The sequence below is a fragment of the Mycobacterium gastri genome (genome assembly GCF_002102175.1).
GTDB classification, from domain to species: Bacteria; Actinomycetota; Actinomycetes; order Mycobacteriales; family Mycobacteriaceae; genus Mycobacterium; species Mycobacterium gastri.
The window spans coordinates 1-14,411 of sequence record NZ_LQOX01000114.1 but is presented as its reverse complement, the minus strand read 5'-3'; the positions used below and the strand labels follow the sequence as shown (position 1 = coordinate 14,411).

The window sequence follows — 14,411 nt, the reverse complement described above, 5'->3', positions numbered from 1 at the left end:
CGGCCGCTCGCCTCGGCACGCAGTCGCCGCCACCGGGGATCGACGTCAGTCGGCATCGGCCGGGTCGAGCAGCTGCACTTCCTCGAGATCCATCTCCGCCTGCAACTCGCGTAGCACGATGTCATCGATGAGGTTCTTGTTGCGCAGCGCGGTGACGGCCTGCCGCTGATATTGCAGAACGCCGAGTCGGACCCGCCGAACCAGATCGCAGTGTGCCACCAGATCGCTCGTCGCGGAGTCGGCGCCGATGGCGCCGACGAGTTCGGCGCGTTCTTCGTAATCATGCTGCAGGCGTTGCACGATCTCGGTGCCGGCCCCGAGCGCGTCGGCGACGGCCGGCAAGGCTTCCAGGGCGGCCTCGGCGCTGCGAGTTCGGGCCAACTGCAATTCTTCGGCACGCGTGACGTCGTCCGGCATTCGGGCCCAGCGGACCACCGCGGGCAGTGAGCTGCCCTGGACCAGCACCGTCACCAGAATGACGATCGACACGACAAAGATGATCAGGTTGCGGTCGGGGAACGGTGCGCCGCTTCGCGTGGTCATCGGGACCGCGAGCGCTGCCGCAAGCGAGACCGCGCCGCGGAATCCGGCCCAGCTGGTCACGCAGCGGTGGCGGAAGCCGACGTAGCGGTGGGGTTTGCGCAAGGCCCGGTCTACCGCGCGTCCCAGCAGGGTCGTCAGCTCGACCCACACGATTCGGGTTGCCACGACCACCCCCGCGACGACCAGCGCCAGGACGGTGGCGCGTCGCAGTCCGCCTTCGACGTCGGAGATGTGGTCGATCGCGCCGGGGATCTGGACTCCGACGAAGACCCACAACGACCCGTTGATGAGGAAAGTCGAGATGTCCCAGAATGCGAAGGACTGCAGGCGGGAACGCGCCCGAATCACCTGCGGGCCGGTGTAGGCGAGTACCAGCGCTGACACCATGACCGCGACGACGCCGCTGCAATGCAGCGATTGGGCGAGCAAGAACGCCGCGAACGGCGTCATCATGCTCAGTGCGCCTTCCTCGAGTGGTGCATCAATCCTGCGGCGCAGCATCGTCACCAGCCCCCCGACCAACAGCCCCGCGGCGATCCCGCCCAGATAGGAGGCGACAAAACGGCCGACCAGGGCGGCCGGCCCGATCCCCGGCGCACCTTCGGCGACGGCCACGGTGACGGCGAACAGGACCAGCGCCGTCCCGTCGTTGACGAGGCTCTCGCCTTTCAAGACGGTGAGCGTCCGCCGCGGCAATCGTTTGGCCAGGCCGGCCACCGCGGCGGCGTCGGTGGGCGAGAGCACCGCACCCAGCACCGCCGCAGCGTGTGACTCCATGCCAAACGCTCGTGCCGTCCATGACACGGCTACCGCGGTGGCAATCACCAGACCGACGCTGAACATGATGATGACGCGCAAGTTCCAGCGGATTTCACGGAAGCTGGTGTTCAGGCTTTCCCAGTAAAGGATCGCCGGAAGGAATAGCAGCAGCACGATTTCGCCGTCGATCTCGACGCTTCCGAACCGGGGGATGAGACCCAGCAGCGCGCCCAGCAGGATGAGCAAGACCGGCGGTCCCACCCGGTAGCGCCGACCCAGAAGGGTTCCGGCAACCACGGTGGCGACGAGCGTGACGATAACGACAAGACCGAACACCAGCCCATCTTCGCCTACGGGCTCAGCGATCCCGCGGCCACATGGCCCGAACTACGAGCAATCGCAGCAGTCTCCGCAGTCGCAACAGTCGCCGCAGTCGCAGCAGCAGTCTTCGTCGCAGCAGCAGTCACAGCAACATGCGTCGGTGCAGGTGTTCCAGCATCCCTGTTTGGGACTTTGCTCCGGATTGGGCGGTAGCTCACCCGGATCGCCCGGGTAGGGGCCGGCGCCCATCGCCTGGTCGCCGAAGTTGATCCCGTCCTGCTCGCCATGCGGTGTCCCGCCGCGCGCGGTGTGACCGGCTCGGTTGAAGGTGCGCGATACCGCGCGGCGCACCTCGCGGGTCAGCAACCGTCGCGCCAGTCGCCCGTCGGTGAAGTCGACGTCGGCCAATGCCAGTTCGATGCCCAGTGCCGCGTCGTCGCACAGGGTGCGGGTCGCCGCGACGGATGTTCCCGTGGCCGCCAACGGGTTCCACTTTCCGTGAGCCTCGTCGTCGCGGTAATCCTCGACCGCGTCGAGGATGTGCGCTATCCGCCCGAACAGCCGCCCGACCTCACGCAGCGGCTCCTGGTTGGCCGGTCGGCCGGCCAACACCGCGGTATGTGCGAAGGCCGCGGCGACCGCGGTCTCGGTGGGCTCGGTCACCAGCAGCAACGAGCCGCCCCGGCCCGCCCGAGCGACCGTGGCCTCGACCTCGGTCTGCCGGGCGATCGCGGCCACCAGCACCTCGGTGTCGAATCCGAGGGAGTGTCCGGCATCGGTGCCCTGGCGCACCCAGCGATCGGCGATGCGGCGCGCCGCCACCCGCACCGGGGCCGCACCGACCACGCCGTCACGGTCGTCGACGTGATCGCGCACCCGGGCCGCGGCGAGCGCCAGCGACACCACGGCGGCCAGTCGCACGCATTCGCCGGTCGCCACGTCCGCACGCCGCATCCCGCGCAATGGACAGGGACCGGCGGTCCGTCGCGTCGGTCGCGCGTCGGACTGCGCCTCGACCAGCAGCGAGACCACCAAGCCGTCGTAGTTGGTGGCGATCCGCGCGGCCTGGCCGTAGTCGTCGCGCAGCGCCAGGCACAGTCCGCATAACTGCGCTCGCCATGCTGCCGTGAGTTCGCCACCGAGCCGGTGACGGCAAGGCCGGATGATGCCAAACACGCGTTGAAGCTACCGGACTAGGGCTGGACTAGGGCCGGGCTCGCGCCCGGAAACGCCGAGCCGTTGGGCGGCGGGAATCCGAGATTGGGCGTTCGCCGGGGTGCCGGCACTGGCGGCCAGGCAAACGTCGTTGCCGGCCAACCCGATCCCGATTGGGGGACTATGCTGCAAACCCTGATTGAAGGGCGGTATCGATGAAGATCAGGGTCATGGTGACCGTCGTCATGGTTGTCTTGTCGATGGTGTGGGGTTGCATCGGCTGTGCCAGCAAGGCCCGGCCACCGGCAACCAAAACCATTGACGTGTCGATGGATGACGTGTTGAAGCAGAGCGCGATCGAACGCGATGTCACCATGTCGGTCGGGGACACGCTGAAGGTGACGTTGGGGTCGAATTACACCACCCCGTTCCGCTGGGCGGAAGACATGAAGATCGGTGACGCCACGGTCCTGAAGCAGGTCGATCACCGGTACGTGCGGCCAGACACCGACATGATGGGCGCGCCCGGCACCGAGGTGTGGACGTTCACGGCGCTCAAGCCCGGAAGCTCCACCATCACCACCGGCTACGCCAGCTTCGTGGGCGGCGACAACGCTCCGACGTGTACCTTCACCGCGAAAGTGACTGTGCAATAGCGTCGCCGCACCAGCTGGGTTGACTCGGGCGACGTCGAGACCGACACCAGCGCGGAAAATCCGGTCTCGGTGAACGCCGCTCACGCGGGGTGTTCGGTCGTGGTCGGCGGCGTAGTGACCGGCGGGGTCGAGGGTTTGGTTGTCACCGGCGGCGTTGTCACCGGCGAGGGCTTGGTCGTTGCCGGAGTGGTTGCGTTCGGGATGCATCGTTCTGGATTGTGGCCGCAGTGATACCCGGGGGGACAGTCGACGCAGACATACGTCGGCGACGGCGGTGTCCCTCCGCCGGGCAGATCGTCACAGATACCGTCGCCGTTCAAGTCCACGCATGGGAGTTTCTTTTGTCCCGACGGTACGAGCCAGTCTTTACCGACATACTGCACCCAGATCGGCTCGGTAACGCTGGAGCCGAAGATGGCGCTGGTTCTGGTGCTTTTCGTGGTGTGGGGGGTGCCGTTATACACCGAATATCTGATCCATGGCCCGGTATTGCCGGCCGCCGCCGGATCGGATTCCTTATCGAGGTAATCCGGTGCCGCGATTGCGATGTGCCCGTATTCGGTGCGGCCCGGGATGCTGTGCGATGACGCGACAACAAACTGACCTTCATTTGCCAGATTCGTGACCTCGGACCCGGGATTGATTCCTACGCCGACGCTTCCAGCCGCTTCTGTCCGGATTCTTGACCGCTTGCGTGAGGAACTCGTTCATCTTGTCGGCATTACGCAGTTTTTCGTCGTAGACGCCGTCATAGGCGCGATCTCTGAAATATGGAATATCCAGGATCGCTCCGAGAGCGCCGAGATACCAATTGCAGGCTTGCAGCGAATAGGGAGCCCACGGCTTGTTGCTTTCTATCCGCGGCCGGACCCCGTTCCGCGTCCGGTGCGCCTTTTGTGGGCTCGCACACGGCACCATTTCCACAACTATTCGGCTGACGGCTACAGGCAACGGGTATCACCGCGCCGAATGCCATCAATGTCACACCGACGAGCACCACGAACCAGCGCAGCGTTCCGCCATGGCGCCGCAGCAACGCGGCGAAACCGTTTCGGGCAGCGCCGGTTAACGGCAGGCGCAAACTCTTCATGTAAATCCCCCTCGCTCAGGCCAGCGCCTCGGCATAGTGCAACACTGCATCCAACAATCCGGCAGCTGCTAGGGCCCTTCGGCCTCACTGGCCGATCCGCGGATTCAGCCCAAGAAATCGTGGACCGGTGACTCAGGTAATGGCCGCAGCAGGGCCTTCGGTCCGCCGTGGTCGCGCTAGGCTACGCAGCAACGCCAGCTCGCGAGGCGACGTCGAAAGGTCAAGGGTGATGAGCGCTGTCGTAGATTTCCACTTCGACCCCATGTGCCCGTTCGCCTACCAGACCTCGATCTGGATCCGCGACGTGCGGGCGCAGTTGGGCATCGCCGTCAATTGGCGGTTCTTCAGCCTCGAGGAGATCAACCGGGAAGCCGGTAAGAAGCACCCCTGGGAACGTGACTGGTCCTACGGCTGGTCACTGATGCGCATCGGCGCGTTGCTGCGCCGCAGCGACATGTCGTTGCTCGACCGGTGGTACGCGGCGATCGGTAACGAACTGCACGGTCTCGGCGGCAAACCGCACGATCCCGCGGTGGCCCGCCGGCTGCTGGGCGAGATCGGTGTGGACGCGTCGGTTCTCGATGCGGCCCTTGCGGATTCGAGCACCCACGACGAGGTCCGCGCGGAGCATCAGCGAGTTGTTGATGCTGGCGGATACGGAGTGCCAACGCTGTTCATCGAGGGGCAATGCCTGTTCGGGCCGGTGCTGGTGGACCCACCGACCGGGCCGGACGCGCTCAAGCTGTGGAACGTGGTCACCGGCATGGCCGAATTGCCGCATGTGTACGAGTTGCAGCGGCCGAAGTCACCGGCCGATGCCGACCTCATTGCCCAAAGTCTGCGGCCATACCTCGACGGCCGTGACTGGGTCAGTATCAACCGCGGCGAAGTGGTCGACATCGACAGGCTGGCCGGGCGCTAAGAGCTAACGTTCAGACCATGGCGGTCGGTGCAACCTTCAGGCCAATTGCCAAGGCGCCGGCCAGTTCTCGGCTGACGTCGTAGTCGAAGACCACGTGGCCGCTGAGCACGTCGACATCGCGTTTGGCCCGTTGTAGCGGGCTGCTGAGAAAATGTGCGCTGGCACCGGACGCCTCGAGCAGGCCGGCGATCACCGCGCGTGATTCCCGCACGATGTGCGCGGCGGCCAGGCGGGCATCGGCGCGGACGGGGCGCGGCACTCGGTTTCCGGCCGCCAGGGTCTGGTCGATTCGCCCGGTGGTGTCGGCCAGCAGACCGTGCAGGGCGCGTAGCCGGACCCGGGCTTCGGCGAGTCGGGCTTGAGCGGCCGGCTTGTCTTTCTGCGTGGCGCCCTCGTAGGTGAGGACACGTTCGCCGAGTCGCTCGGCGAAGATTTCGGTGACGCGCTCGGCCGCGCCCAGCGCCGGCATCGCGGCGACCAGCGCCAGCGCGGGTATCAGCGGCCAGCGGTAGACGGCCGCGTCGTGCAGCAGCGCACCCGGCGCGGTGCCGGCGTAGATATCGCTGACCTTGACCAGTCGGTGCGCGGGCCTCAACAGGTCGAAGAATCCCGACTCGATCAGTTCAGCGACCGTGGCGGCCGGTAACCGGCGAAGCTCCTCGGCCTGCTGCGCACGCTGACCCAGTTGATCCACGAATGCGTGCGTGACACCGGCGGTCATGTGCCGACCATACTGTCTGGTGCGGGCGCGGGGTCCGGTACGACCCAGCGCCGCTACCCGGCCGGCCGGTTGCCGATCTCCAGACCCGTCAGCTCGGAGGTGCCGTCGAAGACTACCCGGCCGAACTTGCGCACCACGCAATGGAGCCGACCGGCAAGATGCTCGAAATCGGTGTCGACGTTTCGCCGCTCCGCGGGCAGCGGCACCGGCAAAACGTACGGATCGCGGCCGGCGCCGTCAGCGTCCAGCCAAATCTGGTGCAGCGGTGTGAACGCCCGGATGCGCCAGTGGCCGTCGCCGACCTGTGAGCGCACCAGCGCCGGCGGCGTCATCCGGATCACCTCGTCGCCGAGGCGCACCACCACTCCGGTGACGTCTTGGCGGATGGGGCCGACCTGGAGAAGTCCGCCCGAAAACGCGACGGAGACGTCTGCGCCGTCGAAATCGTGTGCCTGGCCCCACCACCAGCGCTCGGGAAACCCCGCGCCCCAGTTCCGTTCGGCATAGAGCCGGGCGTCGTCGAACGCCCAAGTGCCACCACTGAATTCGACTGTGCCGCTTGCTTTCCCGCCCAGGAGGTAGGGATGCCAGTACTGATTCAGAAACGGGATCGAGGAGAAGAGCCCGCCGCCCCCAAAAACCTTGGGCCATTGGAACAGATCGGTGAATCGCAGGTCCAGCCGGATGTCGTCGAGGTCAATCCGTAGCCGGTCGGTGGCGGCTGCGAAATTGTCGGCCGGCTCGGTCCCGGCGTGGACCGTGAACGGCGAGGATTCCGCTTCGGCGCCGTCCAGCGCCGCCGATCGCACGACGTCGCCGGGATGCAGCGCGACCGCCACGGTGGCCCAGTCCCCGTCCGGGTGGCGGTTGACGCTGCACAGCCCGACCACCACGCGATCCGAGGCGCCATCGGTGAGGCGCCAGAACCAGCCCTCCATTTCACAGCCGTGGGAGGGCAGCGGATCACCGAAGGGCAGGTCGGCGCCGGTGCTGCGATAGGCATCGACCAGTCGCTTGGCGATACCCTCGACCGCCCAGCGCAGGTATGCGGCGGTCATAGGTGCCGCGTCGCGTAGATCTCGGCCAGGAACTGCTCGACGGCCATCGCCGCGCGCGCCGCCCGGACCGACCCGAAGATGTCGAAAGCGTGCTGGGTAAGCGGCAGTTCGGCATACACCACGGGTTGGGGGCTGACGTCACGAAGCGCGGTGACGAACGCGCGTGCCTGCTCGACGGGCACCAGTGAGTCGTTGCGGCCGTGCAGCACGAAGAACGGCGGAGCATCAGCGGAAACATGGTTGACCGGTGATGCGGTGACAAACGGCTCCGGGTTGGTCGCGGGGCGTTGTTTGAGAACGGATTTGACGAGCAGCGCCGGCATCATCGGATGCATCGCGTCGTCGAAGCGGGTGAAGTCGTAGACACCGTAGAACGGCACCGCCGCGTGGACGCGGGTATCGGCGTCTTCGAATCCCGGCTGGAATTGCGGATCGTTGGGTGTCAGCGCCGCCAGCGACGACAGGTGGCCGCCGGCCGAGCCGCCGGTGATGGCCACGAAATCGGGGTCGCCGCCGTACTCGCCGATGTGCGCCTTGACCCAGGCCAGCGCTCGCTTGACGTCGACGATGTGATCGGGCCACGTGTTGCGCGGGCTGTGGCGGTAGTTGATCGCCACGCAGACCCAGCCCAGCTCGGCGAGGTGGCTCATCAAGGGGTGGGCCTGTCCGCGTTTGTTTCCGGTCGTCCAGGCACCGCCGGGGATCTGAAACAGCACCGGCGCCTTGCCGGTGCGATCGAGATCCGGACGTCGCCAGATATCAAGATGGTTGGCCCGCCCGTACTCGCCGTAGCTGATGTCGCCGTCGTGGGCGTAGTCGCGGTAGATCCGCAGCATGCGCAGCGGTCCGGGAGTCTTGGCGGTACCGCCGCCGGACGGCCGGCGCCACAGGCCGTCCGAGTCGGTGCGGCGAGCGGTCCCCAAGCCGCTGTCCAATGCGGCGGTTAGCGGGACATCGGCTCGATGGCCCGAGCGGCTGAAGTTGAGCAGACCGAATGCCGAGATGGCGGCGACCAGCCAGGAGAGCGCCCGCACCGGCCGGGTCAGGCGGCGGGCGGTCAACGCCAGTCCGCCTACCTGGCTGGCCAGTGTCGGCAACGGAAACTCGGTGACGACCAGGCCGAAAATCCATGACCACAGCGACGGGAACCCGTTGCGCGCCAGGGGTTTATATGCGTTGAGCGTGGCGGTGGCGGTCACCGCCGTCACTGCCAGAGCGCCGATTTGCCGAAGGATGTGGATGAACTGAGCTCTGCCCATGGGGGCCACCTTACTTAGCGGACCTTCCCGACTGACCGATCAGGGTGCCGGAGCGGCGTGGCGTGGTCGAGAATCGCTGCGGCACTTGGCGTCACGCGTCGATAGCGCTGCGGCGTACCATCGGCTCCAGCCGAGCACCTGTGAGGGCAAGACATGGGCGATACCCACAGCGGCCCGACCGACATCGAAAAATGGGACCGCAGCCTGACCGAGCACGTCATCACGTTGACCCGGCCGATCGTCAAGCGGTATTTCCGTTCCGAGGTGCGTGGCCTGGACAATATCCCGCCGGGCGCATGCCTGGTGGTCTCGAACCATTCCGGCGGCCTGGTTTCGGTCGACCTGTCGGTGTTCGCCGTGGGGTATTACGACAAGTACGGCTACGACCGCCCGCTGTACGCGCTGGGTTTCGACACACTGTTCGCCGGGCCGGCCGGTGAGTTCTTCAAGCGCACCGGAGTGATCCGCGCGACGCGCGACAACGCCGCCAAGGCATTGGCCGCCGGTGCCGTCGTGCTGGTCTTCCCGGGCGGCGACTTCGACGTCTATCGGCCCACCCTGCGGGAGAACGTCATCGACTTCGGTGGCCGAACCGGGTATGTGACCACCGCCGTCGCAGCCAACGCGCCGATCGTGCCTGCGGTCTCCATCGGCGGCCAGGAAGGCCAGTTCTTTCTGACCCGCGGCAGACGGCTGGCGCATGCGCTTGGGCTGACCAAGTTGGAACGCAAGCTGTTCCGGACCAACATCCTGCCGGTGACTATTGGCTTCCCGTTCGGGCTCAGCATCGTCGCGCCGGTCAACATGCCGCTGCCCACCAAGATCGTCGTCGAGGTGCTGCCGCCGGTCTGCGTCGCCGAGGAATTCGGCGACGCTCCCGACGTCAAGGACGTCGACGCGCACGTGCGCCGGGTGATGCAGAACGGCCTCGACAAACTGGCCGCCCAGCGGCGCTTTCCGATCCTCGGCTGACACCTGCGATCACCGCGCGGACCATGACGCCACCGCGGCGGCCGGCGGTCTCAGTTAACCAGCCCGCATAGAGCGCCGCCGCTGCTGCCATCGCCTGAGACGCCGGCCCTGCCACGCCTGACCGACCAACCCCGAGGTCACCGACAAAAATGCGTGATCTCACTTCCGCTCCGTGTTGAGGGCGGTGGGCGGCAGGCGGGGTCGAGGTGGAGCGCCCGCAGCGCAGCGAGGACGAACGACCTCGAGGCCGACGAGGATCCGCCGCATACTCGCGTCGGCGCGGAGTGAGGCAAAGATGTCGCGGTTCAAGTCATGTGATGCCTCCGGCGAGTGCTGAGGGCCGAAGAGAGCAAGCGTGGCGTGCCAGCGCCCAGCCTTATCTGGGTCCACGGACGACGGTCCGGCGACATGATGATGGATGGGGTGCCCGACATGCGGGCTGGTGATGGGTGCGGCCGCACATTCTTTCCAGGGCGTTCATCCAAACAGCGGGTGGCGGCAGGGGGCTTATCGGAGCTGACCGCGGGCGTCGATTGATTTATGGGCATGGCACGCATCGTTGGCATCTCAGGCGGCCTCCCGGACGGGTTGGGGTGGGCTCAGCGCGGCGTCGCCGAGTTCACGCAGGGTGTCCCATCACATGTCATCTTTCTAGGATTTGGCACCGTCCAACCAAACGGCCGTAGGTGTTCAAGCAACTGTTGGTACGCAACCGGATCGGCTCAGCCCGGCCCCTGCCACGTCTGACCGTCCGATGCGGTGAATCGCACACCGAGGCTTTGTCTTAGCGCTCGGTTCGTGTCCGTCGACAGCCAAGTGGTCGTCGCTGCCGATTCGGTCACCATCCTGGTCAGAGTCAGCAACATCCTGCATAGCTATCACCGGGATCGGTTCGCCCGCTGATTAATTCAGCGATCGCGATGGTGCTGTCGATCCCATTCATGATCTCGAACACCCCTGTCCCGCGCTTGGTCTTGGCTGCGGCGCGATTGATTACTTCAGGGTCTGTGCTCGATCCATCAGGAGGGCGTGTATCTCCAACCGCTCCGGTTGGCTCACGGTGCAACCCCCGCGGAGTTAACGTTGATCCGTTCAGCGGTTGCAGCCAACTCGGCCAACGCGTTTCGCCGACAGGTTCGCGGCCACAATGGCATCGCGACCCGACTCCGAATGCTGGCAACGCAACGCCGGCTGCAGTGTCTTGTGCGCGACCCGCGCCATGTTCTCAGTCAGCGTTGCAACCTGAGCGTTCCTTAAGCGTCCAAACCGGCGCAGATCGTGAGCTGAAAGATCTTCTCTGCCGCCATGTTTGGCGGCATTTTTGAACACATCTCTGCTGAAGGAACGATCATTCAAACGCACTATGCCCATACAAAGATCGGGTCACTTTAGTACAAATATCGGGTCACTTTAACCTTGGCCGGCTCGGTGTTGGCCATGGCCAGCAAGGTGGATCATGGCCGGCTGGCGGACGGCGACGGTACGACGTCGAAATTACGGCCGCGAATACGCTCGTTTTCCCTCACGTGGCCGGGGTCACGACCTAGGCTCATCTTTCCTTGATGGACATCAAGTAACTGCGCAGCCCGCAGTGAGTCGAAGGGGAGACGGTGATGTCGTTCTTACTCGCGGAGCCGGACCTGGTGACGGCAGCGGCCGGCAATTTGGCCGGTATTCGCACGGCGCTGAGCGAAGCCGCTGCCGCAGCATCGACTCCCACGACCGGGCTGGCGGTGGCGGCCGGCGACGAGGTGTCGGCGGCGATCTCGCAACTGTTCGGCGCATACGGCCAGCAATTCCAGGCGCTCAACGCCCGGGCGACGGCATTTCATGCCGAGTTCGTGAGCTTGCTCAACGGCGGCGCGGCGGCCTATGCCGCCGCCGAGGCCGCCAACGCGTCGCCGATGCAGGCCCTGGCCGCCGCGGTGAACGCGCCCGCCCAGTCGCTGCTGGGGCGGCCGCTGATCGGCAACGGCGCCGACGGAGCGGCCGGGACCGGATCGAATCCCGGCGGAAACGGCCAGCCCGGCGGGATTTTGTACGGCAACGGCGGCAACGGCGGTGCCGGCGGCCCCGGCGGCGGAGCCGGCGGTAGCGGTGGGGCCGCCGGGTTGATCGGCAACGGCGGGGCCGGCGGTGCCGGGGGTAGCGGCGCGGCGGGCGGCGCCGGCGGAATGGGCGGACTGGTGTCCGGCAACGGCGGGGCCGGTGGTAACGGAAACGGTGCCGGAGCCGGAGGGGCCGGCGGCAACGCCGTGTTCTTCGGCGACGGAGGGAACGGTGGGAGCGGGCCTACGGGCGGTACCGCCGGCCACGCCGGCCTGGTGTCCGGCAACGGCGGCAATGCAGGAGCCGGGTCCGGGCTCGCCGGCGCGGACGCCGGGTTCTTCGGTAACGGGGGCGCCGGTGGTTCCAGCGCCACGAAGGCTGGCGGCGCCGGCGGAAATGCCTTGTTCGGCAATGGCGGTGCCGGTGGCAATGGCGGCGTGGCCGGAATTACGGATGTCCTCACCAGCACGAGTGGCGGAGCCGGCGGAAATACCCTGGTCGGGAACGGTGGTGCCGGCGGTGCCGGTGGCGTCACCTTTTCCGGTGCCGGCTCGGCGGGTGGTGCCGGTGGCGACGTAGGGCTGTGGGGCTTCGGCGGTTCCGGCGGCGCCGGCCATGCCGGCACGACGGTGTTGACCGTTGGCATGAACGCCGGCGAAGGCGGCCGCGGCGGCAACGCCGGACTGCTGTTCGGCGGCGGCGGTGCCGGTGGGGCCGGTGGCATAGGCGGGGATACTTCGTTTGTTGGAGTCAGTGCCGGCGCCGGCGGTGGTGGTGGTGCCGGCGGCAACGCCAGCTTGTTCGGTAACGGTGGGGCCGGCGGGGCCGGCGGTGCTGGTGGTGCTGCCGGTACTTTCGCCAATGCCGGCGGGGCCGGCGGTGCCGGCGGTCAGGGCGGTGCCTCCGGGCTGTGGTACGGCGACGGCGGGTCCGGCGGGGCCGGAGGCAACGGTGGAGCTGCTGCGGGCGCGGGTAACTCCGGTGCCGGCGGTGCCGGCGGAAACGGCAGCAACGCCTTCTTCATCGGCAACGGCGGGGCCGGCGGGGCTGGCGGTACTGGTGGGGCCAGCACCCTTTCCACACTCGCCGGCAACGCCGGTGTGGGCGGTGCCGGCGGACACGGTGGTGTCGGCGGGGCGCTGTACGGCAACGGCGGGGACGGTGGGGCCGGTGGCATCGGCGGTAAGAGCGCCGACCACCCCGCCGGTACCGGTGGAGCCGGCGGAAACGGCGGCAACGGCCAATTCATTGGTAACGGTGGCCACGGTGGATCCGGAGGCACCGGCGGGGCGTCAACTGTCTTGCTCAGCGGCGATGGCGGGGCGGGTGGTGCTGCCGGAAACGGCGGCAACGCCGGACTGGTGTACGGCACCGGCGGGAACGGCGGGGCGGGCGGGGGAGGCGGCGCCACCAGCGCCTCGTTCAGCGGTAAAGGCGGGGCCGGTGCCAACGGCGGTACCGGCGGCAACGCCACGTTGATCGGTGACGGTGGTAACGGTGGAGCCGGCGGCGCCGGCGGCGTCGGCCCCACGGTCGGGGCCAACGGCAACGGCGGTAGTGGTGGTACCGGCGGGTTGTTGTTTGGCAAAGGCGGCACAGTCGGTCCACCTGGCGCGGCCGCAGTGGCCTTCCCCAGCCTCAGCGCCAGCCTTCCCATCGTCGGGCCGTATGAAGACCTGATCACCAACACGATCACCAACCTGCAGAGCATCGGCAATGGTGTGCTTGCCAACCCGGCGCCATTCCTGTCGCAGTTCCTCGCCAACCAGTTCGGCTACGGTCAGCTGACCCTGACGGCGTTCACGAATGCCACCAGGGACTTCGCGATCGGGCTGGCTGGTATTCCGCCGAGCCTGCAATCGGCCTTCCAGGCCCTTGCGGCGGGCAACGTCAGCGCCGCTGTGAGCGACGTGTTGGGGGCGGTGGTAAAGCTCTTCGTCAGTGGACTTGACGCCAGTGACTTGTCGAACATTTTGCTGCTCGGTCCCGTGGGAGACCTGTTCCCCATCCTGAGCATCCCCGGATCCATGTCGCAGAACTTCACCAATGTGGTCAATACGCTCACGAGCACAAACCTCGCCTTCACGATTACGCTTGATCCTCCGGGCGGGGCGATGACCGTTGGATTGCCTCTGGCGATGACCCTTAATGCAGTGGGTTCGCCGGTCACCACGGCAATGGCGGTTGGGCAAAGCACGACAGCGTTTGTCACCGCTGTGCAGGCCGGAGACCTGCCGGCGGCAGCGAGCGCCCTGGTCGGTGCGCCCGCCAACATCGCCAACGGCTTCCTCAATGGTGAGGGCACAATCCCGCTGGCGCTGCCGCCGTCGAAGACCGGGGGAATTCCGGTGACCGTCAACATTCCCGTCGGGGGCATTCTCTCGCCGCTGCGGCCCTTAACGGCGACGATAGTGGCACCACCACCTATCGGCACGGTTAATCTGACGCTCGGCGGCACGCCTGCCGGTGGCATCGTTCCCGCACTGCTGAGCTACGCGCCCGAACAGCTCGCGAAGGCAATCGGCGGTTAGGCGCGCTGCACGAGGAGTTGGACTCCACCCTTGCCGCAACACCGTCGACTCCTAGCGACCCTTTGTCGCCAACACATCGACCAACGATTCGCCGCCGCCCGGCTGCCAACCGCAGCGCAGGGCGGTGCGCAATTCGGGTGGAACTTATTGCGGGACAACACTTCCCATTCCAGTGAGGAGAAGAACGCCTCCGCGGCGGCGTTGTCGACCCGACCCGCGCCATGGGATTGGCGGGTCCCTAACTCGGCACACAGCTTGGTGAACACCCTGGCGCTATAAGTGCTGCCACGGTCGGTGTTACTAAGTCGCGCATAAGTAAGGCGACACACGGTGTACGGTGCACTGTCTTTCCGGGGCGGTCGTGTTGACTTATTA

The 14,411-nt window shown here is 66.8% G+C and carries 10 protein-coding genes and 1 pseudogene; 5 read left to right on the top strand and 6 right to left on the bottom strand.

Going from position 1 to position 14,411, the window contains the following annotated elements:
- Nucleotides 1-45: 45 nt before the first annotated feature.
- Both AWC07_RS14795 and AWC07_RS14790 read right to left on the bottom strand, forming a co-directional pair.
- Complete coding sequence (locus AWC07_RS14795; protein WP_036419778.1) at nucleotides 46-1,638, bottom strand: Na+/H+ antiporter; 1,593 nt, start codon at nucleotides 1,636-1,638, stop codon at nucleotides 46-48.
- 51 nt (nucleotides 1,639-1,689) lie between these two features.
- Entirely contained in the window at nucleotides 1,690-2,799 is a 1,110-nt protein-coding gene (locus tag AWC07_RS14790; RefSeq protein ID WP_036419776.1) for a DUF5685 family protein, read from the bottom strand.
- Between the two features lie 194 nt (nucleotides 2,800-2,993).
- Between AWC07_RS14790 and AWC07_RS14785 the strand changes: the two genes are divergently transcribed.
- The 3 genes from AWC07_RS14785 (at nucleotide 2,994) to AWC07_RS14775 (ending at nucleotide 5,446) form a co-directional block, all read left to right on the top strand.
- Complete coding sequence (locus tag AWC07_RS14785) at nucleotides 2,994-3,434, top strand: protease inhibitor I42 family protein (protein WP_036419774.1); 441 nt, start codon at nucleotides 2,994-2,996, stop codon at nucleotides 3,432-3,434.
- Between the two features lie 69 nt (nucleotides 3,435-3,503).
- On the top strand, nucleotides 3,504-3,665 hold the full coding sequence (locus AWC07_RS27620; protein ID WP_167380078.1) for a hypothetical protein: 162 nt from the start codon (nucleotides 3,504-3,506) through the stop codon (nucleotides 3,663-3,665).
- A gap of 1,088 nt (nucleotides 3,666-4,753) precedes the next feature.
- The gene (locus AWC07_RS14775) at nucleotides 4,754-5,446 is read left to right on the top strand and encodes a mycothiol-dependent nitroreductase Rv2466c family protein (protein WP_036419771.1); all 693 of its coding nucleotides are present in this window, start codon (nucleotides 4,754-4,756) and stop codon (nucleotides 5,444-5,446) included.
- Between the two features lie 10 nt (nucleotides 5,447-5,456).
- On the opposite strand, the pseudogene AWC07_RS14770 reads toward AWC07_RS14775, so the two are convergent.
- The 3 genes and pseudogenes from AWC07_RS14770 to AWC07_RS14760 all read right to left on the bottom strand — a co-directional run.
- Nucleotides 5,457-6,047, bottom strand: a pseudogene (locus AWC07_RS14770) (acyl-CoA dehydrogenase family protein); the annotation flags it as partial.
- Between the two features lie 173 nt (nucleotides 6,048-6,220).
- Nucleotides 6,221-7,225, bottom strand: coding sequence for a tocopherol cyclase family protein (locus AWC07_RS14765; RefSeq protein WP_036419766.1), 1,005 nt, complete (start codon nucleotides 7,223-7,225; stop codon nucleotides 6,221-6,223).
- Entirely contained in the window at nucleotides 7,222-8,484 is a 1,263-nt protein-coding gene (locus AWC07_RS14760; RefSeq protein WP_036419763.1) for an alpha/beta hydrolase, read from the bottom strand. Before AWC07_RS14760 ends, AWC07_RS14765 begins: the two co-directional genes overlap by 4 nt.
- A gap of 153 nt (nucleotides 8,485-8,637) precedes the next feature.
- Between AWC07_RS14760 and AWC07_RS14755 the strand changes: the two genes are divergently transcribed.
- Nucleotides 8,638-9,456: a 1-acyl-sn-glycerol-3-phosphate acyltransferase gene (locus AWC07_RS14755; RefSeq protein WP_036419760.1), complete on the top strand. Its 819-nt coding sequence runs from the start codon at nucleotides 8,638-8,640 to the stop codon at nucleotides 9,454-9,456.
- A gap of 1,092 nt (nucleotides 9,457-10,548) precedes the next feature.
- Here the strand turns inward: AWC07_RS14755 and AWC07_RS26950 are convergent.
- Complete coding sequence (locus AWC07_RS26950) at nucleotides 10,549-10,818, bottom strand: hypothetical protein (RefSeq protein WP_139829711.1); 270 nt, start codon at nucleotides 10,816-10,818, stop codon at nucleotides 10,549-10,551.
- 251 nt (nucleotides 10,819-11,069) lie between these two features.
- Here AWC07_RS26950 and AWC07_RS14750 point away from each other — a divergent pair, with 251 nt between their 5' ends.
- Nucleotides 11,070-14,036, top strand: coding sequence for a PE domain-containing protein (locus AWC07_RS14750; RefSeq protein WP_036419501.1), 2,967 nt, complete (start codon nucleotides 11,070-11,072; stop codon nucleotides 14,034-14,036).
- Nucleotides 14,037-14,411: the final 375 nt, after the last annotated feature.

Coding starts and splice junctions, on each gene's coding strand:
- AWC07_RS14785 (WP_036419774.1), top strand. CDS start 2,994: ATGAAGATCAGGGTCATGGTGACCGTCGTCATGGTTGTCTTGTCGATG.
- AWC07_RS14775 (WP_036419771.1), top strand. CDS start 4,754: ATGAGCGCTGTCGTAGATTTCCACTTCGACCCCATGTGCCCGTTCGCC.
- AWC07_RS14765 (WP_036419766.1), bottom strand. CDS start 7,225: ATGACCGCCGCATACCTGCGCTGGGCGGTCGAGGGTATCGCCAAGCGA.
- AWC07_RS14760 (WP_036419763.1), bottom strand. CDS start 8,484: ATGGGCAGAGCTCAGTTCATCCACATCCTTCGGCAAATCGGCGCTCTG.
- AWC07_RS14755 (WP_036419760.1), top strand. CDS start 8,638: ATGGGCGATACCCACAGCGGCCCGACCGACATCGAAAAATGGGACCGC.
- AWC07_RS14750 (WP_036419501.1), top strand. CDS start 11,070: ATGTCGTTCTTACTCGCGGAGCCGGACCTGGTGACGGCAGCGGCCGGC.